The sequence below is a fragment of the Nocardioides ferulae genome (genome assembly GCF_003660455.1).
In the GTDB taxonomy this organism is placed as follows: domain Bacteria; phylum Actinomycetota; class Actinomycetes; order Propionibacteriales; family Nocardioidaceae; genus Nocardioides; species Nocardioides ferulae.
This window is the reverse complement of sequence record NZ_QZVR01000001.1, coordinates 1-17,559: the sequence shown is the minus strand read 5'-3', so window position 1 is coordinate 17,559 and position 17,559 is coordinate 1. Positions and strand designations below refer to the sequence as shown.

General features: G+C 71.8%; 16 protein-coding genes. 2 read left to right on the top strand and 14 right to left on the bottom strand.

What is annotated here, in order from left to right; translation table 11 throughout:
• Positions 1-100: 100 nt before the first annotated feature.
• The 8 genes from D6B71_RS00080 to D6B71_RS00045 form a co-directional block, all read right to left on the bottom strand.
• Complete coding sequence (locus D6B71_RS00080) at positions 101-2,803, bottom strand: cation-translocating P-type ATPase (protein ID WP_121250824.1); 2,703 nt, start codon at positions 2,801-2,803, stop codon at positions 101-103.
• Positions 2,800-4,278: a V-type ATP synthase subunit B gene (locus tag D6B71_RS00075; protein ID WP_240640900.1), complete on the bottom strand. Its 1,479-nt coding sequence runs from the start codon at positions 4,276-4,278 to the stop codon at positions 2,800-2,802. Before D6B71_RS00075 ends, D6B71_RS00080 begins: the two co-directional genes overlap by 4 nt.
• Complete coding sequence (locus D6B71_RS00070; RefSeq protein WP_121250822.1) at positions 4,275-6,101, bottom strand: V-type ATP synthase subunit A; 1,827 nt, start codon at positions 6,099-6,101, stop codon at positions 4,275-4,277. The genes D6B71_RS00075 and D6B71_RS00070 overlap by 4 nt, the downstream gene beginning before the upstream one ends.
• Positions 6,098-6,460, bottom strand: coding sequence for a hypothetical protein (locus D6B71_RS00065; protein ID WP_126688162.1), 363 nt, complete (start codon positions 6,458-6,460; stop codon positions 6,098-6,100). The genes D6B71_RS00070 and D6B71_RS00065 overlap by 4 nt, the downstream gene beginning before the upstream one ends.
• 62 nt (positions 6,461-6,522) lie before the next feature.
• Positions 6,523-7,407 (bottom strand): V-type ATPase subunit, encoded by an 885-nt coding sequence (locus D6B71_RS00060; RefSeq protein WP_121250818.1) that lies wholly within the window; start codon positions 7,405-7,407, stop codon positions 6,523-6,525.
• Positions 7,404-8,000, bottom strand: coding sequence for a V-type ATP synthase subunit E family protein (locus D6B71_RS00055; protein WP_121250816.1), 597 nt, complete (start codon positions 7,998-8,000; stop codon positions 7,404-7,406). The genes D6B71_RS00060 and D6B71_RS00055 overlap by 4 nt, the downstream gene beginning before the upstream one ends.
• Before the next feature lies 1 nt (position 8,001).
• Positions 8,002-8,223, bottom strand: a complete 222-nt coding sequence (locus D6B71_RS00050; protein ID WP_053208071.1) for an ATPase — start codon at positions 8,221-8,223, stop codon at positions 8,002-8,004.
• Between the two features lie 5 nt (positions 8,224-8,228).
• Positions 8,229-8,969, bottom strand: coding sequence for a V-type ATPase 116kDa subunit family protein (locus D6B71_RS00045; protein ID WP_121250814.1), 741 nt, complete (start codon positions 8,967-8,969; stop codon positions 8,229-8,231).
• Between the two features lie 82 nt (positions 8,970-9,051).
• On the opposite strand from D6B71_RS00045, the gene D6B71_RS00040 reads away from it, so the two are divergent.
• The gene (locus D6B71_RS00040; protein WP_121250812.1) at positions 9,052-10,035 is read left to right on the top strand and encodes a hypothetical protein; all 984 of its coding nucleotides are present in this window, start codon (positions 9,052-9,054) and stop codon (positions 10,033-10,035) included.
• Between the two features lie 254 nt (positions 10,036-10,289).
• Here D6B71_RS00040 and D6B71_RS00035 read toward each other — a convergent pair whose 3' ends face one another.
• From D6B71_RS00035 to D6B71_RS00020, 4 genes are all read right to left on the bottom strand, one after another.
• Complete coding sequence (locus tag D6B71_RS00035; RefSeq protein WP_121250810.1) at positions 10,290-10,673, bottom strand: hypothetical protein; 384 nt, start codon at positions 10,671-10,673, stop codon at positions 10,290-10,292.
• Positions 10,674-10,675: 2 nt separating this feature from the next.
• The gene (locus D6B71_RS00030; RefSeq protein WP_121250808.1) at positions 10,676-11,365 is read right to left on the bottom strand and encodes a V-type ATP synthase subunit D; all 690 of its coding nucleotides are present in this window, start codon (positions 11,363-11,365) and stop codon (positions 10,676-10,678) included.
• 263 nt (positions 11,366-11,628) lie between these two features.
• Entirely contained in the window at positions 11,629-12,726 is a 1,098-nt protein-coding gene (locus D6B71_RS00025) for a baeRF3 domain-containing protein (RefSeq protein WP_126688160.1), read from the bottom strand.
• Positions 12,723-13,682: a TerC family protein gene (locus tag D6B71_RS00020; RefSeq protein WP_121250804.1), complete on the bottom strand. Its 960-nt coding sequence runs from the start codon at positions 13,680-13,682 to the stop codon at positions 12,723-12,725. Before D6B71_RS00020 ends, D6B71_RS00025 begins: the two co-directional genes overlap by 4 nt.
• A 214-nt stretch (positions 13,683-13,896) precedes the next feature.
• Here D6B71_RS00020 and heR point away from each other — a divergent pair, with 214 nt between their 5' ends.
• Entirely contained in the window at positions 13,897-14,697 is an 801-nt protein-coding gene (gene heR / locus D6B71_RS00015) for a heliorhodopsin HeR (RefSeq protein WP_164519481.1), read from the top strand.
• Between the two features lie 2 nt (positions 14,698-14,699).
• Here heR and D6B71_RS00010 read toward each other — a convergent pair whose 3' ends face one another.
• Entirely contained in the window at positions 14,700-16,145 is a 1,446-nt protein-coding gene (locus tag D6B71_RS00010; RefSeq protein WP_126688159.1) for a hypothetical protein, read from the bottom strand.
• A 134-nt stretch (positions 16,146-16,279) separates the two neighbouring features.
• Positions 16,280-16,690, bottom strand: a complete 411-nt coding sequence (locus D6B71_RS00005) for a DUF2784 domain-containing protein (protein WP_164519480.1) — start codon at positions 16,688-16,690, stop codon at positions 16,280-16,282.
• Between the last annotated feature and the right edge of the window lie 869 nt (positions 16,691-17,559).

Here is a 17,559-nt window from a genome sequence, read left to right as displayed (position 1 = left end):
ACCACCGAGGTCGGGCGAGGGGTCGGGCCCGCGATCGTCGGGGAGTCGCGCCTGATCTTCGTGACCGGTCTCGTCCGGGAGGGCCGCCGGCTGTGCCTTCTCAGCCACGGGCCACCTCTGGTGGCTTCCGTGCCCCCAACCTGGTACCGAGCTTGACCAGCTCCTCCACGACGAGCACCGAGAGCGCGACGCCCACGCACACCAACCACTGGGCCGCGCTGAGGGCGACGGTGTCGAAGATGGCCTGGCCCCACGGCGTGTGCACGGCCGCGATGTGCAGGAGCGCCACCGTGGCCAGCGACGCCCACAGCCACCGGTTGGTGAAGGTGTGACGCGCGAACACGGTCGTGTGCTCCGCACGTGCGTTGAGCGCGTTGACGAGCTGGAAGAGCACGAACGTGGTGAAGGCCATGGTCAGGCTGACCTCATCGCCCCACTCGTCGCGTGCGAGGAGCAGGACGGCGAGGGTGCCGATGGCCATCACCAGTCCCACGCGGGCCAAGCGGACCAATCGTGCCGGGGAGAGGATCTGGTCGCCGCTGCGGCGCGGGGGCTCGGACATGATCCCGGGTCGGGCGGGGTCCACGCCCAGCGCCATGGCGGGTGGGCCGTCCATGATGATGTTGACCCACAGGATCTGCACGGCGGTCAGCGGAGCCGGCAGGCCCATCACGGAGGCGCCGAGGAAGGTCGAGATCGCTCCCATGTTGGTCGAGAGCTGGAAGCGCACGAACTTGACCACGTTGTCGTAGATCGATCGGCCCTCCTCGACCGCGCCGACGATGGTGGCGAAGTTGTCGTCGGTGAGGATGACGTCGCCCGCCTCCTTGGTGACCTCGGTGCCCGTACGCCCCATGGCCACGCCGATGTGCGCCGAGCGCAGCGCGGCCGCGTCGTTGACGCCGTCGCCGGTCATGGCCACGACGTGACCGCGCGCGGTGAGCGCCTTGACGATGGCGACCTTGTGCTCCGGCGCCACCCGGGCGAAGACGGTCACCTCGTCGACGACCTCGGCGAGCTCGTCGGTCGTCAGCTCGGCGAGCTCAGCTCCGGTCATCGCGCGGCCCTCGATGCCCAGCTCGCGGGCGATGGCGACGGCGGTGGCGACATGGTCGCCGGTGATCATCTTGACCGCCACCCCGGCCCGGTGGCACAGGGCCACGGCCGACATCGCCTCGGGCCGCGGTGGGTCGGCGATGCCGAGCAGGCCGAGCAGGGTCAGCCGCGACACATCGGAGTGGGGCTCGGTGGACGAGGGCGACTCCACGAGGCGGGTGGCCACCGCGAGCACGCGCAGCCCGCGCTCCCCCATCGTCGCGATGGCGTCGTCGAGCCGGTCCCGGTCGGACGAGGTCAGCTCGATCTCGTCGTCCCCGAGCAGCCACGCGTCGCAGCGCCGCAGCAGCACGTCGGCCGCACCCTTGACCAGCAGGCGCGACGCGGGTCCCTCGTCGTGGTAGGTGACCATGTACTTGTAGTCGGCGTCGAACGGGATCTCCGCCGAGCGGGGCCACTCTGCGCGGCGCGCCGTCACGTCGAGCCCGGCCTTGGCCGCCAGCACGACCAGGGCACCTTCGGTCGGGTCGCCGATGATCCCGTCCCCCTCACCATCGTCCGTGAGCTCGGCGTCGCTGCACAGGGCCAGCGCGTCGAGGAGGAGCGGTGGCAGGGTGGCCGGCTCGCCGCGGGCGTCGAGGACCTCGCCCTCGGTGTCGTAGCCCTGGCCGTGCACGGTCAGCGCGAGGTCACCCACGAGCACCTCGCGGACGGTCATCTCGTTAAGGGTGAGGGTGCCGGTCTTGTCGCTGCAGATGACCGTGGCCGAGCCCAGCGTCTCGACCGAGGCCAGCCGCTTGACGATCGCGTTGCGCTTCGCCATCCGGTGCACGCCCAGCGCGAGCGTGAGGGCCAGCACGGCCGGCAGGCCCTCCGGCACGGTCGCGACCGCGAGCGCCACGGCCCGCAACGCGATGTCGGCAGGGGCCTCGCCCCGCGCAAGGGCCAGCGCGACGTAGATCGTCACGGCGACCAGGCCGAGCACGGCCAGTCGCTTGCCCAGGGTGTCGAGCTGGCGCTGGAGCGGGGTCTGCGGCTCCTCACCGGAGGAGAGCATCTCGGCGATGGCGCCGACGGAGGTCTGCATGCCGGTGGCGGTGACCACCGCCTCCGCCCGCCCGCGGGTGAGAGCGGTGTTCATGTGGACCATGCCCTCGCGGTCCGCGAGGGGCGCGTCCTGCTCCGCGGTCGCGTCGGACCGCTTGGGGACGGGCTGGGACTCGCCGGTGAGCGCCGACTCGTCGACCTCCACCGAGGAGGCCAGGACCAGCCGGGCGTCCGCCGGCACGCGGTCGCCCGCCTCCAACAGGACGACGTCGCCAGGCACGAGGTCGCCGGCGTCGGCGACGAGGGTGCGCCCGTCGCGGCGGATCCGGGCCGACGGGCTCAGCATGTTGCGCAGCGCCTCGAGGCTCTTCTCGGCACGCTGCTCCTGAAAGAAGCCGATGCTGGCGTTGATGACCAGCACCACGGCGATGACAATCGTGTCCTTGACCTCGCCCACCAGGCCCGCGAGGACCGCGGCCCCGATCAGCACGAGGATCAGCACGCTGCGGAACTGGTCGAGGAAGCGCAGCAGCACTCCTCGGCGTACGGGCTCGGCGAGCTGGTTGGGTCCGAACCGGTCCAGACGCGCCCGGGCCTCCTCGCTGCTCAGGCCGTGCGCGACGTTCACCTCCAGGGCCGCGGCCACCTCCTCGGCGGTGGCGGCGTGGGGGATGCTCACGGGGACGGGGGTGACGGTCATGACTGGCTCCTCGCAGCCGTGGCGGTGGTGGCGGTGGGTCGGTGGTGGCGGGCGATGTGCTCGGCTCCGACCCGGCCGAGCTCGTCGGGCTCGAAGTCGCCGAGCAGCTCCCAGCCGAGGTCGAGGGTCTGGGTGATGGTCCGGCGGGCCTCGCCCTGGCCGACGAACTCCTCCTCGAAGCGGCGGGCGAAGGCGAGGTAGCGGCGGTCTTCGGCTGTCAGGCCGCTCTCGCCGACGATCGAGACCAGGCGCCGCACCTCGACGCCACGGGCGTAGCAGGCGTAGAGCTGGTCGGCGAGTCCCCGGTGGTCGGCACGCGTACGCCCAACGCCGACGCCCGCGTTCATCAGGCGCGAGAGCGACGGCAGGACGTCGAAGGGCGGGTCGATGCCGCGCCCGGCCATGTCGCGGGAGAGGACCACCTGTCCCTCGGTGATGTAGCCGGTGAGGTCCGGCACCGGGTGGGTGATGTCCCCATCGGGCATGGTCAACAGCGACAGCTGGGTCAACGACCCGGTCGAGCCGTGCACCCGCCCCGCCCGCTCGAAGAGAGACGCGAGGTCGGTGTACATGTAGCCGGGGTAGCCGCGCCGCCCCGGCATCTCCTCGCGGGCCGCGGCGATCTCGCGCAACGCCTCGCAGTAGGCCGTGACGTCGGTGAGGATCGTCAGCACGTGCAGGTGCTTCTCGAAGGCGAGGTACTCGGCCAGCGTCAGGGCGACCCGGGGGGTGAGCAGTCGCTCGATCGTCGGGTCGTCGGCCAGGTTGAGCAGCAGCACGTTGCGGTGCCCCGAGGCGCTGGCGGTGAACTGGTCGCGGAAGAAGTCGGCCTCGCGACGGGTGACTCCCATCGCTGCGAAGACGACCACCACCTCGTCTGTCTCCCCGGGCACCCGGGCCTGGGTGGCGATCCGCGCGGCCACCTCGGCGGCGGGCAGGCCCGCCGCGGTGAAGACGGGCAGCTTCTGCCCGCGGACCAGGGTGTTGAGCCCGTCGATGGCCGAGAAGCCGGTCTCGATGAACTGGTCGGGGTGGATGCGCGCGACGGGGTTGAGCGGCAGTCCGTTCACCGGCCGGTACGCCTCGGCGGTCGGGTCCGGCCTGCCGTCGCGCGGTCGCCCGGCCCCGTCGAGGACGCGCCCGAGGACGTCGGTCCCCACGCCGGTGACCGCTGCCCGGAACCTCGCGCGGACGGCGACGTTGGCCTGGCCCATGCCCTCGGTCCCGCCGAGCACCTGCACCACAGCGCGGGTGCGGTCGACCTCGAGGACCTGGCCGTCGCGCTCGCTGCCGTCGTCGGTCACGACGGTGACGACATCGCCGAAGGCCAGGTTGTCGGCGCCCTCGACCACCAGCAACGGCCCCGCGACGCGTCGGACGTCGCGCATCTCGATGGTGGGCAGGATCCCCACCGGCGCAGCGGCGACGGCACCCCGGGCGCGGGCTGTGATGTTTGGCGCGTCCGTGGGGGTCATCGCAATTCCTCCTTGGTGGTCGGTGCGGTGGTGAGTGCGGCGCGCACCGTCGCGGCGGCCTCCTCGAGGTGCCGCTCGAGCGTCTCGTCGGCCGGCCAGCCGCGTGCGCCGGCGATCGTGCGCAGGACGGGATGGGCGACGACGTCGGCCACCGGCCTCCCGGATTCGACGGCGGCGGTCATGGCCGCCTCCGCGGCTTTGACCAGGCGCAGCATCGCGACCTGCTTGCGCGGCGGGCAGCTGGCGTCGAGAGGGTCGAAGGAGTTCTGCTGCAGGTAGTCCTCGCGCAGCATCCGGCCCACCCGCAGGGTCACCCGCTGGGGCGCCGCCACCGCCTCTACCCCCAGCAGACTGACCACCTCCAGCAGACTCCCCTCCTCTTGCAGCGTGCGGACGGCCCATGCGCTGAGGCGCGACCAGTCCTCGGCGACGTGCTCGTCGAACCACTCGCCCAGCCGGTAGGTGGTGTAGCTGCGTGTCCAGTTGATCGACGGGAAGTGCCGGGCGCGGGCCAGGCTCGCGTCGAGCGCCCAGAAGCATCCCGCCACGCGCAGGCTGTTCTGGGTGACGGGCTCGGAGAAGTCACCGCCCGCCGGCGACACCGCGCCGACGACCGTGACGGACCCTTGGCGAGGCGTGGAGCCGAGGGAGTCGACGAGCCCGGCTCGCTCGTAGAAGGCCGCCAACCGGGTGGCGAGGTAGGCGGGGTAGCCGTCCTCGGCGGGGATCTCGCCGAGCCGCCCCGAGACCTCGCGCAGCGCCTCGCCCCAGCGGCTCGTGGAGTCGGCGAGCAGCACGGCGTGCAGTCCCTGGTCGCGGTAGTACTCGGCCATGGTGATGCCGAGGTAGACGCTGGCCTCACGGGCGGCCACCGGCATGTTGGAGGTGTTGGCCACGAGCACGGTCCGCTCCATCAGGGGGCGCCCGGTCCGCGGGTCGGCGAGCTGCGGGAACTCCTCGAGCACCTCGGTCAGCTCGTTGCCCCGCTCGCCGCAGCCAACGTAGACCACCACGTCCGCCTCGGCGTGCTTGGCGATCGCCTGCTCGAGCACCGTCTTGCCGGTGCCGAAGCCACCGGGGATGATGCCGGCGCCGCCGAGGGCGATCGGGAAGAGGCCGTCGAGGACCCGCTGTCCGGTGAGCAGCGGCCGGCTCAGCGGCTGCTGTCCTCGCACCGGACGGGGCCGGCGGATCGGCCAGCGCTGCAGCATCTGCACGTCGTGGCCCGCGACGCGGGCAACGACCTCGTCGACGCGTCGCGGCCCGGACCTCACGTGCTCCACCACGCCGCGGATGTCCGGCGGGACGAGGACGCGGTGGCGAAGCGCCGCGGTCTCCTGCACGGTGCCCAGCTCGTCGCCCGCCTCCACTCGGTCGCCCACCGCCACCGACGGCACGAAGTCCCAGGTCCGGCCGCGGTCGAGGCCGGGCTGGTCGGCGCCGCGCGGGATGTAGATGCCGTGCTCGGCGCCCAGCGCGGCGAGCGGGCGCTGGGTGCCGTCGAACACGGTGCCGAGCAGGCCCGGACCCAGCTCGATGGTCAGCGGTGCACCGGTGCCGACCACGGGGTCGCCGGCGCGCAGCCCCGAGGTGTCTTCGAAGACCTGCACCGTGGCGACGCCGCCGTCGAGGCGGATCACCTCCCCGGGCAGGGACTGTGCGCCGACCCGCACCACGTCGTAGAGCCGCGCGGCGTGCAGGCCCGCGACCTCGAGGACGGGTCCGGAGACCCGCACCACCGTTCCCACCTCGGCGCGGTCCAGGTCCGGCGCGCCCCCGGCTGGCGTCGTGGCCGTCGTGGCCGTCGTGCTGGTCGGGCTCATGGGTGGTCTCCTTCGGGGACGAAGCTGATCTCGTAGCCAACCGCTCGACCGAGCAGCCGCTGGAGCTGGTCGTGGGGCTCGGTGTCGACGGCCGGGGCGTCGGGCGGGAGGCCGACGACGAGGACGTCGGTGCGTTCGGCCCAGGCGTCGCGTGCGGAGATCGGCAGTCGCGACCAGGCGGTGTGGTGCACCAGGACGACCGCTCCTGTGTCGCCGGGCAGCCGCACGGCCGTCTCGATCGCTCGCGCGACGGCCTCGGCGCCGCCCTCTGCGTCGGCGTGCCCGTCGGGGCAGGTCTCGGGCACCACAGTCGCGGCGCCGGCGAGGCGGAAGCCCGCGTCGACGGGTCGTGGGGCCACGACGACCACCGCTGATCCGGTGACCGGGTCGGTTCCCGAGTCCGTCGACCCGTGCGCGCTGCTCACGGCGTCGTCCGGTCCGCGCTGCCGGCCGCTCCGCCGGCGAGGACCAGCCCGGCCCGCCGGTGCCGGCGAGCGCGCTCCTCGAGGAGCAGGGCGTAGCCCACCATCGGTTCGGCGCTCTCGGCGTCGCCGCGGCGCAATCTTGCCAGGGCGCCGGCGGTGGCCTCGTCGTGCAGGTCCCGGTCCAGGTGGCCGGGGTTCCGGTGGCCCTCGTACGCCGCTGCGGCCGCCCGCCAGCGGGGGTAGACGCCCGTCACTGGCGCCCAGCGCCCGGCCACCGCGTGGTCGAGGTCGCGGGCGTCCAGGCGACCGACCGGCAGCAGGCGCTGTGCTTCCACACCCGCCCGGGCCAGGGCGACGACCAGGTTGCGCTGGTCCCGCTCGCGCGCGAGCAGGTCGGCCACCGGCCGGGAGCGTGGATGCGCGGTCCGCTCGGCCCACTCGGCGTGCGCGGCGGCCGTCAGCGCGAGCTCGAGCTCCTCGACGTCGCGGTGGAGCTCGAAGCGGGACCACAGCCGGGGCAGGGCAGCCGCGGCGGCCGGCGTCGGGAGGCGCAGCCGTTCAAGGAGAGCGGCGACGGCGGCCGCGTCCCGAGCGTGGGCGAGCTCGGCGGCCCGCTCGGGGGTGAGGGCTCCGACGGCGAGCACACCCCGGAGCCGGTCCTCGGGTGCGAGTCCCGAGGCCGCGCCACGCATCAGCGCGATCGCGCCGCCCAGGTCGTGCCGTCCGGTGAGCACCTGCGCCACTGAGCGTGCCTCGCCCACGAACAGTTCCGGCAGCCGGCGCAGCTCCTCGCGCTCCTCCTCTCCCACACCGCCCGGGGGCAGACGCGACATCCGGGCCCGCAGGGCGGTCGACCCGGCGACGTACAGCGGCGCCCTCATCGCGCGTCCACCTCCACGTGCCCCCCGGCGGGCGGCTCGAGCACCGCGTCGCGCAGCACCGGGCGCAGCAGCGGCCACGCCGCGTCCAAGCGGACGGCGGCGGTGTTGTGCACCGCTCGGCCCTGGGCATCACGCAGTACGACGCCGATCCCGACCGGCCCGGCCTGCACGTCCAGCTCGGGACGGTGGCGTCGCACGACGTCCACTTGGGCGGGGTCGACCGTGCAGGAGGTGGCCGACGGCAGGAGCGCCATCGCCTCCTCGAAGAGGCCGAGGGTGGCGGACGCCCCGCGCTCCGAGCCGGCCAGGTCCTGCAGCTCCTGCGCGGCCTCCGCGCGGATCCGGTCGAGCTCGGCGTCGACCGTCTCGAGGACGCGCGCACGCGCGGCGGCCGCACCGGTGGCGCGGAGCCGGGCCGCCTCCGCGCGCGCGGTCGACTCGGCCCGAGTGAGGACGTCGAGACGGTCGCGCTCGGCCCTCAGGCGGGCCGCCCGGAGGATCTCCCGGGCACGCCGTTCGTCCTCGGCCAGCACGTCGGCCAGCTCGCGACGACCCTCCTCCTCCATGGTCTCGAGCAGCGCTTGAAGGGTCATGTCAGCCGCCCAGCAGCAGCACGATCATGGCCGCGACCGCGAAGCCCAGGATCACCAGGGTCTCGGGGATGGCCACGAGCAGGATGGCCCGTCCGGCGAGCTCGGGCTTCTCGGCGATGGCGCCCATGGCGGCCGCGCCGATCCGCGCCTGGGCGTAGCCGGTCGCGAGGGCGGCGAGGCCGACCGCGAGTCCTGCTCCGAGGGCGATGAGTCCGGTTTCCATCTGTGTCACCTTTCGTGGATGGCGTCCAGGTTGCGGACGCCGCTGGTGGTGCCGTTCGGCGGGACGCCGGTCGGGCCGGGGGGCGGGTCGGGGTGTGGGCGGGGCGCGAGGGCACCGTGGGCGCCGAGCGGCCGGAACTCCCGGCCCTCGCCGTCGTGGAACTTGCTGAAGAACTCGACGTAGTGCAGTCGCAACGCCTGGACCATCGGGCTGAACGCCGCCAACCCAAGGTTGAGCAGGTGCAGGAGGACGGCCACGAGCAGTCCGACCACCAGCGGCAGCTCGAGGGCGAGCTCGTTGGCGACGTTGGCGAGGTAGACCGAGGCGAGACCCACCGCGGCGACCCGGAGGTAGGACAAGACGTTGCCGACCGTGCCGATGAGCTCGAGCGGACCGAGGAGGGCGCCGATGGGGCCATGAACCCAGCTGGTGGCAACGAGCCCTGCCAGGGCCGGGACGAGCGCGACCGCGATCACCCACGAGGGGGCTCCCAGCACGGCCGCCGCGATGGCCGCCGTCGCGCCAAGGAGCACGGCCAGGGTGCCGCCCACCTCCAGCGTGCGGTGGCGGTCGCCGCGGCGCAGCGAGGTCACCAGGCCGAGGACCAGCCCGAGGACGATGTGGGTCCAGCCGAGCGCCACCGCGAAGAGCAGCAAGGGCTCGAGGGCCGCCGGACCGCCGCGGTAGAACCACAGCGCCGGCATCCCCAGCATGTTGCCGAGGCTGCCCAGCGCCTCCCCGAACATCACCCCCCCACAGCACCGACCACACCCCACCGGCCACCAGGACCCGGCCGGCGTCGTCCATCACACCGCCCTTGCCACCTCCGTGGCCGTGCGTCCGTGCCGCTCGGCGGCGCAGCCACCAGCCGATGCCGGCGAGCAGTGCACCGTAGACGACGTCACCCACCATCACGCCGAACAGGAAGGGCAGGAAGACCGCCATCATCCCGGTCGGGTCAAGCCCGCCGGGGGACGGCCAGGACAGGAACCCGACGAGCCGGCGGTAGGGAGACCAGGAGGCGCGTCCGGTGAGCTCCACCGGCGAGGGGCCGGGTACCTCGTCCGACGGGGCGTCGACGACGGCCACGTCGGCGAGGCCGTCGCGGTCGAGCTGTGCGCGCACCTGGCGGCGGCGGTCCGCTCGGATCCAGCAGCGCAGGAGGAAGGTGCGCGCCGACAGGTCGGCGGCACCTACGGCGTCGTCGCGCTCGGTCAGCACGAAGAGGGCACGCTCTGCGGCGCGCAGCCGTGGGGTCTCGCGTCCCCAGAGCGCGTCGAGGTCGGCGCGGACGGCGTCGAGGTCGCGCTGCAGGTCGTCCAGCCGCGCGCTCATCCGGACCAGGGTGGTGTGCAGGGACAGGTGGGCGTAGTCCTCCGGTACCTCGACCTGGCTGATCTCGTCGGCTCCCATGAGGGCGAGGACCTCGGGCAGGCGCTCGCGGGCCACGACCAGGAGGCAGCCGCGGGTGCGGCCGGGGTCGGTGCTGCGGAGCATGAAGCCGTTCCCCTCGAGCGCCCGCAGCTGGGTCTCGAGCAGTCCAACTACGAACCCGGTCGGGTCGTCGAGCACCAGCGCGGTCATCGCCAGTCCCAGCAGCTCGAGCTCGGCATCGGACAGCGAGGTCAGTTCCGGGACGAGGGCCTCGAGCTGGCTGAGAACGTTCACGTAGCGCGCCAGCGTGTCGCGCTCCTCCTCGAGCGAGGCGAGGGCACCACGCAGGGCCTCAACCTCGAGCTCGAGCGACGCGATGTCGACGTCGGCCTCGTGGGGATCCACGAGAGCGACGTCCGCGCCAGCATCAACCACTGACCCGCGGGCCACCGACACGTCCTGCGGCGCCCACTCCAGCACGCGCTGCACACGCGCCAACAGGTCGTGCCCGGCCACCTGATCCACGCTCAGGTCCGGAGCGCGGTCCGGAGCGCGGTCTGGCGCGCGGTCTGGGCGGTCGTTCGGCGTACCGGGCGGCGTCACCTCCACGCTCCCTGCCCGCTGGAGCGACTCCACCGTCTCGAGAAGTTGCTCGCTGCGGCCCAGGAGCTGGACGTGGTGCAGTCTCCGGATCATCGGCTCGCCTCCGGTGTCCGGTCGGTCCGCTCGGGATCGGTCTGGGCGTCGCTCCCGGCGACGGTCACGATCGCGGACACGGTCGAGGCGACGAGCTCCTCGCGAAGCCGCGCGGCACGTTGAGTCGCCTCGACGCCGATCCGTTGTTGCTCGGCCTCATCCGCCTGCACCCACTCGCGCGCCTCTTGCAGGATGCGCGCGGACAGGCGATCGGCCTCCGCGGCAGCTTCGGCGGCGGACTCGACGACGAGCAGTTCCGCCTGCTCCCGGGCCGCCTCGACCCGCGCGCTGCTGTGCCGCGCCTCTTCCAGGCGCGCCTCGATGAGGCGCTCGAGCTCGCGCACCTGGCGCATCGCAGCCGGATCCTGGGCCTGCGTCATCGTCATGCCTCCTCGGGTCCGTGCGCATGGTGGTCTCGTTCCCCGCGGTTCTGCGCCGGGGGGTCCTGTGTGGCGCGTGCTCGATCCCGAGCCCGCTTGAGCCGGGAGTGCTCCTCGCGCTCGCGCTCCTCGAGGACCGCGGTGATCCGCGCGGCCTCGTCCTCCAGGCCCGGGATGACCACGTTCTCCAGCGCGTTGACCTGGCGCGTGGTGCGGGCCACCTCCTCGGTGAGCCGGCGCACCGTCGCCTCGAGGGCCACGAACCGCAGCACGTGCTCGAGGTACCGCTCGTAGGCCTCGGCCGCCGACGTGATCGACGGAGCAACCAGAGCGGGAGCCGCACCGCGCTCCTCGGCCGTACGTCGTACGGTCGAGGTCTGCACCGTGACGACCCGAACGCCCACCACCATCCGGTCCTCGCGCTCGGCGACGACGCCGGTGGCCGCGCCCGCCGCGGCCGCAGCCACGGCGGCCGGGCCCTCCTCTGCGGTGCTCTCCTCGAGCAACGCGCGAGCCTCGCGGGCGAGGACGGCGGCGGCCTCGCGCTCGGCAGACACATCGGCGTCCAGGCGGTGCAGCTCGCGCACCAGCGCCATCCGCTTGTCGACGAGCAGGTCACGCCCCTGGGCCGCGAAGGAGATGGCCGAACGACGCCGCAGCAGCTCGGTGCGGGTCGCCGTCAGAGCCGTCATCGTCCCAACCCCGTCGACACGTCACGTGCGAGCGCATGGCCAAGCTGACGGCTGGGGTGACGGCTGGGGTGACGGCAACCGAGCCGACGTAGGTCCATGGAATGCCTCCCGACAGTGGTCGGAAGGTCTTCCCCGCCGCACCGGGAGGTGCGGTCAGCCACCGGGTCGTAGAACGACCGGAGTGTCGATGGCCGGTTGGTGGGGTACTCCCCTTCGGTGTCTTGCGAACTAGATTACGTGAACCTTGTTGCTACGTCAAGGACTCAGCGCCGCATGACCAGCGCGATCCGGTCGTGGGCGGCGAGGTCGCCGTCGGCGACCAATGCCAGCTGCCCGCCCGCCAGGATCACCTGCTCCATCAGGTCGTCGACCAGGTCGTGCACGTCGGAGACGCCAGCAGTGCCACCGGGAGCGCCCCGTCCGCGGACCGAGGTGCCGGCGATGATGAAGTTCTCCTCGACCAGGAGCATCGCCGGGCGCCGCCGCCCCAGGGCTCGCCAGCACCCATCGATGCCCGAGGCCACGTCCACGGATCGATCCACCTCGGCGCGCCTCAGCATCGTGAGTGCGTCGTCTCGTCGCGTGCGCAAGTAGGCCTCGACAGCGGTGATGCTGGCCAGGGCCAGGTCGAGGGCCGTGGCACAGTCGCGGTCGTCGACCCGGCCGGCGAGTCGCTCCAGGTGGGAGCTGACGGCGCAGAACTCCTCGAGCAGTCGCGGCGGCCCGACCAGCACGAGTGGGCTCGGGTGGTCGGCGCGATAGTCGCCGAGCATCTGGTCGACCCTGCGCAGGAACCGGGTCATCAGCTCCGCCCGTGCAGTCGAGGCGTCTGGCTGACCGGCTCCGGGCACCCGGATCGGGTGCCCGGAACGAAACGGCTCGTGGCGTCCGACGGGACGCAGGCCGCCGTCCTCGGAGGCGTAGAGGTGGGCGCAGGTGGAGTGCAGGAGCAGCACCACGTGGGGTGGCATGCGGTGCAGGGCCGTGATGAGCGGCCGGGTGGCGAAGGTGCTCTCCACCACCGCTCGGGCGGTCACCGGCTGCGGCAGCCGGAACGAGCGTGCGACCGCCCGGCTGACGTAGATGCACAGCCCTCGGTCGGTCGGCTCGTCGGCCGCGCGGTTTACCTGCTCAGCCAGCTTGTCCAGGAGCTTTGTCCGGTTCGTCGCGCCCCGATCGGCGAGCTGCTGCTCGACGTCCCGGACCAGCTCGTCCAACCTGGACCGGTCAGCCGGTGTCATGCGGGAGGCCGGCTTGGTGGGTAGGAGGACCGAGATGCACGGGTAGCCGGCGGTGACCGCCAGGTCGGCGATGTCCCTGGTCCTCAGGGCCACCGGCGAGCCGCTGACTCGGGGCCTCATCGCAGCGCCTCCTCGCGCTCGACCGCCGCGCCATCGGCGATGGGGTGCCGGTCACGAGTCGCGCGGAGACTGGCGACCACCGCGACGGTGATGCAGGTGGCGATCACGCCGAGGGAGAGCCAGATCGGCACCTTCCAGACGTCGAGGAGCAGCATCTTGATGCCGACGAAGACCAGGATCGCCGCGAGTCCGGCCTTGAGGTAGATGAAGCGGTCGATGAGGTCGGCGAGCAGGAAGTACATCGCCCGCAGTCCCAGGATGGCGAAGGCGTTGCTGGTGAAGACCAAGAAGGGGTCCTGGGTGACGGCGAAGATCGCGGGGATCGAGTCGACGGCGAAGATGATGTCGGTGGTCTCGACCATGATGAGGACGAAGAACAGGGGCGTGGCCACCCACTTGCCGGCCTGCTTCACCCAGAACTTCTGGCCGTGGTACTCCTCCGTCGAGGGGATCCTCTTCTTGGCCAGGGCCAGCAACTTGTTGCGCGAGAGGTCCATCTGGTCGTCGCGGTGGCGGAACATCTTCCAGCCGGTGTAGACGAGGAAGGCGCCGAACATGTAGAGGATCCAGGCGAAGTTCTCGATCAGGACGGCGCCGCCGGCGATGAAGATGGCCCGAAAGACGAGCGCGCCGAGGACGCCGTAGAACAGGACCCGGTGCTGGTACTCCCGGGGCACGGCGAAGTAGGTGAAGATCAGCGCGAAGACGAAGACGTTGTCGACGGCGAGGGACTTCTCGATGAGGTAGCCGGCGTAGTACTCACCGCCGGCCTGGGCGCCGTACGCCCACCACACGATGCCGCCGAAGGCCAAGCCGAGGCTGACCCAGATCGCGGACCAGGCGGCCGCCTCCTTGACACCGACGACGTGAGCGGTGCGGTGGGCGAACAGGTCGATCGCCAGCATCACCACGATGACGGCCAGGACCGCGGCCCAGGCCCAGATAGGGACATCCATGTGCTCGAATCCTCCAGCGTGACCGCTCGACCAGCCGGTCGAGCGTGACGTTGGAGGTCTCCCCCGCCGCCGGCCGAGTGGACCGGCGACCGCCGCACCGGACCGGGCAGGGCCGGTCGAACTGTCGATGTCAGCGAGGGTGGGGTACTCCCCTCATGCGCTAGAGTATTCACGAAGATTGTTTCGGAAGTCAACCCCGACCTGAGGAGCCGCCATGACCGCACCGCACCGTGACGCCTCGGCCGGGACCTCGGCACCCGACGTGGACGCGCTCGCCCCGATGCTCCGACGTGACAACGTCGTCGCCGCCGTGGTCCACCTCGGCCAGGCCGTCGCGGTGCTCGCGCTCGCGACGAGCTTCGCGCTCCCGGTGACCGCGACCTACCTCGCCGGCCCGCCGGGAACGCCGCCCGCGGAGCAGGTCGTGCTGTTCGACCTGCCCACCGGTGCGGCCGTGGCGGCATTCCTGCTGCTGTCCGCGCTGGCCCACGTCGTCGTCGCCACCAGCTGGTGGAGCGGCTACCGAGCGGACCTCGCCCGGAGACGCAACCGGGCCAGGTGGATCGAGTACTCCCTCTCCTCGTCGTTGATGATCGTGCTGATCGCCCAGCTGGTCGGCATCTCCGACGTCGCCGCCCTGGCGGGGCTGTTCGGCGTCAACGCCGCGATGATCCTGTTCGGGTGGCTGCAGGAGCACTACGAGGAGCCGGGGTCGCGCGGCTGGTTGCCCTTCGTCTTCGGCTGCGTCGCCGGCATCGTCCCGTGGGTCGCGATCGCGGTCTACCTGGTATCACCGCAGTCCACCTCCGGCGCAGAGCCGCCCGGGTTCGTCTACGGCATCTTCGTGTCGCTCTTCGTCTTCTTCAACGTCTTCGCGCTCAACCAGTGGTTGCAGTACCGCGGCCTCGGACGATGGCGCGACTACCTGTTCGGCGAGCGGGTCTACATCCTGCTCAGCCTGACCGCGAAGTCGGCGCTGTCGTGGCAGGTGTTCGCCGGCACCCTGGCCGGCTGATCTCACAGCCGTGCTACAAGTCGGGTGCTGTCGCAGCTGGGCACCGCGGCGAGTCGGCGTTCGACGTCGGCGCGGACCAGCACGTCGTAGCCGCAGATGGTGGCGGCCGGCTCGTAGTGCTTCTCGAGCAGTGAGCGGAGGCGGCCGTCGTCGTCGATGTCCCAGGAGTTCACCCCGTTCAACACGATGAACCACGTCGGCCTCGCGGGTCCCTCGAGCAGGCGCTCGAAGCGTTGCTGCTCGGGGTCGAGGGTCCGCATCGGGAGGCTCCACAGGTAGGGATAGGGAGTGGGAAGATCGGCGGCCTCCATGACCTGGGTGTTCCCGTACGCGACGACCATGGTGTCGCCCTTCTTGGCGGAGTCGGCCACCCACCCGCCGATGAGCTGCGGGTACCAGAGCCGCGGCGAGGTCTGGTAGGCGATCGTGGTGGTGGCCACTGCCATGAGCGAGGCGACCGCCGTCCATAGCGCCAAGCCGCGCATCAGTCGCCGGCCACCGCCACCACCGGCGATCACCAGACCGGCTGCGAGGCCCGCGCCGGGCGCCAGGGCCTGGAGGTAGTCCAGCCAGTAGCTCCCCCCGAGCACGATGCCGGTCGTGCTACACCCGAGCAGGGCAAACAGCGCCCAGTGCTCGGCCCTGAGCGTGCGACGTCGTCGCAGCAGCCAGGCCGACCACGTCACCACGACGGGGACCGCCCCACTGGTGACGGCGGCGAGCACGAGGAGCCGAGCACGCTCCATCGGTGCCGAGTGGTGGGATGCGGCCAGCACCTGTCCCGCCTCGACCCGGAACACCATCACGTCCGCCCACATCGCCTCCGCCGGCACGCCCTCGAGGAGGGCCCATGCCGCCAACGCCGCGGCGGCGACGACGGTGCCGCCGGCGAACCCGGCGGCCAGCACGCCGAGCCGCTTCCGGGAACTTCGGTGCCGCAGCGCTGAGACCGCGATCAGCACCCCGGCGAAGACGACCGCGTCGACGAAGTTCTGCTTCGCCAGCGGCGCCGCGGCAGCGAGCACGCCGGCGGCCAGCCCCCACGCGACGGTCGCGCGGAGGCCGCCGGCCCACCAGCCGTACAGCAGCGCGGCGATGCTGCCCGTAACGAACAGGAGCGCGAACATCACGCTGTCGGCCTGGTCGGCAGAGATCGCCGGGGAGCACATCAGAGCAGCGGTCACCACCGCTGCCCACCTGGTGGCGACCGGGCCGGCCAGCAAGCCGGCAGCGTGAGCAGTCGCCAGCACGATCGCCACGACCACCGGGATCGTGATGACCCGGATCGCCGCGTCGTCCTCCCACAGCGCCGCGAGCCCGAAGAACGCCATCAGCACCGGCGGGCGGTCGACATGGAAGTCGCCGTAGACGAACTCGCCCTCGCCCGGCGCCCAGTTCCGCGCGACGTACAGGTACCCACCCTCGTCAGAACGGATCGGCTGGGCCACGAAGACCGAACGAACCGCTACCACCGCGGCACAGATCACCCAAAGCACGCGCCTGGTGACACGCTCGTCGTACGACGGATCAAACCGACGCGCAGGCCCGGGCACCGCCCCGCGGTCGGCCAGCGCGCTGTCCATCACCCGGACTCGACGCCCCGCGAGCTCACGCCCGCCGCCCCGGCCCCATCACCGGAAGCCTGCACCGAACGCCATCGAAGCCGCGTCAGCACGTAGGCGTAGGTCGCGACGATGACCACCAAATGGGCCCCGTAGACGAGGGCCTGGGTGCCATCGGGGAACAAGATCCCGAAGAGGTAGTGATCGAGGAACGAACCGGCATACGGCGTGCCGCCGGCGCGCTCGATGAGGTTCTTCTCGAGCACCGTGAGGGGACAACCGCCCTGCGTGATCACGATGCCGACACCCCACGCCACCACGGCGAGGTGCGGGACGAGCCACGCCCGCGACACCAGGCCCAACAGGGCGCCGAGCATCTGGAAGAGCAGAAATGCCAGGTGGAGCAGGACGACTGCCCACGCGATCGTCATCCAGACCATCACCGCGCCTGCCCCCCTGGGTCGGCGACGCCCGGCGTGGTGATCACGTCCACCGCTGGCGGCGCGTGTGCGGCTTGGTCACCGCGAAGGTACGACCGAGCGCGCGCACAAGACGACGACACCGGGCAACGAACCGCGCTGGCCATGCTGTGTGGCTCGGACCGGAAACCTGCACCTGGAGGATCATGAGGAGACTCCATGCCTCGGCGAGCCGCGGTTCACGTCTCGCTGCGGATGGTCTCTCCCGCCCCTTCCGGGACCGGGCTCCGGGGGCCGATGGCACCGTGTTGACGAAGCCCACCGAGGGGATACTCCCCATTGCACGAATCATTATTCACGCTTTTTGTATCGTTTTCAAGGGCGGGCCGGAGGACGTCGTGGGCGACGCGGCTCGATGCAGATTGCGAGAAGGGTCAGGGTTGGCCGGACGCGCGCCGCGGACGGATTCCACGTGCACCACAGGGCCGATCGGGCGTCACACCCTTGGGCTGGTCCCGGCGCACCGGCACTCCTAGTTAGGCGATGCTCGACGTCGGCGCCTATGCCCGTGGCGCCTGCCGATCAGGATGACCAACACGCTGCTCCGCATCTTTACGGAGTACAGCAACGGCTTTCACTGCTGTGTGCCCGCGCCTCTCGCCCCCGGGCCATCTCGGACCGTTCCCCGCCTAGGTGCTGCGAGCATCAAGGCAGCGCCCGTTACAAGCGTGATACAAACAGACAGGAGTCCTCGACATTTGCGCAGGTCAGCATGGGTGAGTCAGTCAGTACTACGACATCTAACCGGGCCTCTGGCTGTGGTGTCGGCAACGCTCGAAAATGAGGCCGATCCGACGCTCGAAAACGAGGCCACCGGTTCG

What these genes read in the sequence shown, in the direction of transcription:
- D6B71_RS00035 (WP_121250810.1), bottom strand. Translation starts at nt 10,673, where the DNA reads ATGACGCAGGCCCAGGATCCGGCTGCGATGCGCCAGGTGCGCGAGCTC.
- D6B71_RS00070 (WP_121250822.1), bottom strand. Translation starts at nt 6,101, where the DNA reads ATGAGCCCGACCAGCACGACGGCCACGACGGCCACGACGCCAGCCGGG.
- D6B71_RS00020 (WP_121250804.1), bottom strand. Translation starts at nt 13,682, where the DNA reads ATGGATGTCCCTATCTGGGCCTGGGCCGCGGTCCTGGCCGTCATCGTG.
- D6B71_RS00045 (WP_121250814.1), bottom strand. Translation starts at nt 8,969, where the DNA reads ATGTTCGGGGAGGCGCTGGGCAGCCTCGGCAACATGCTGGGGATGCCG.
- D6B71_RS00075 (WP_240640900.1), bottom strand. Translation starts at nt 4,278, where the DNA reads ATGACCCCCACGGACGCGCCAAACATCACAGCCCGCGCCCGGGGTGCC.
- D6B71_RS00055 (WP_121250816.1), bottom strand. Translation starts at nt 8,000, where the DNA reads ATGACCCTTCAAGCGCTGCTCGAGACCATGGAGGAGGAGGGTCGTCGC.
- heR (WP_164519481.1), top strand. Translation starts at nt 13,897, where the DNA reads ATGACCGCACCGCACCGTGACGCCTCGGCCGGGACCTCGGCACCCGAC.
- D6B71_RS00030 (WP_121250808.1), bottom strand. Translation starts at nt 11,365, where the DNA reads ATGACGGCTCTGACGGCGACCCGCACCGAGCTGCTGCGGCGTCGTTCG.
- D6B71_RS00050 (WP_053208071.1), bottom strand. Translation starts at nt 8,223, where the DNA reads ATGGAAACCGGACTCATCGCCCTCGGAGCAGGACTCGCGGTCGGCCTC.
- D6B71_RS00025 (WP_126688160.1), bottom strand. Translation starts at nt 12,726, where the DNA reads ATGAGGCCCCGAGTCAGCGGCTCGCCGGTGGCCCTGAGGACCAGGGAC.
- D6B71_RS00080 (WP_121250824.1), bottom strand. Translation starts at nt 2,803, where the DNA reads ATGACCGTCACCCCCGTCCCCGTGAGCATCCCCCACGCCGCCACCGCC.
- D6B71_RS00060 (WP_121250818.1), bottom strand. Translation starts at nt 7,407, where the DNA reads ATGAGGGCGCCGCTGTACGTCGCCGGGTCGACCGCCCTGCGGGCCCGG.
- D6B71_RS00005 (WP_164519480.1), bottom strand. Translation starts at nt 16,690, where the DNA reads ATGACGATCGCGTGGGCAGTCGTCCTGCTCCACCTGGCATTTCTGCTC.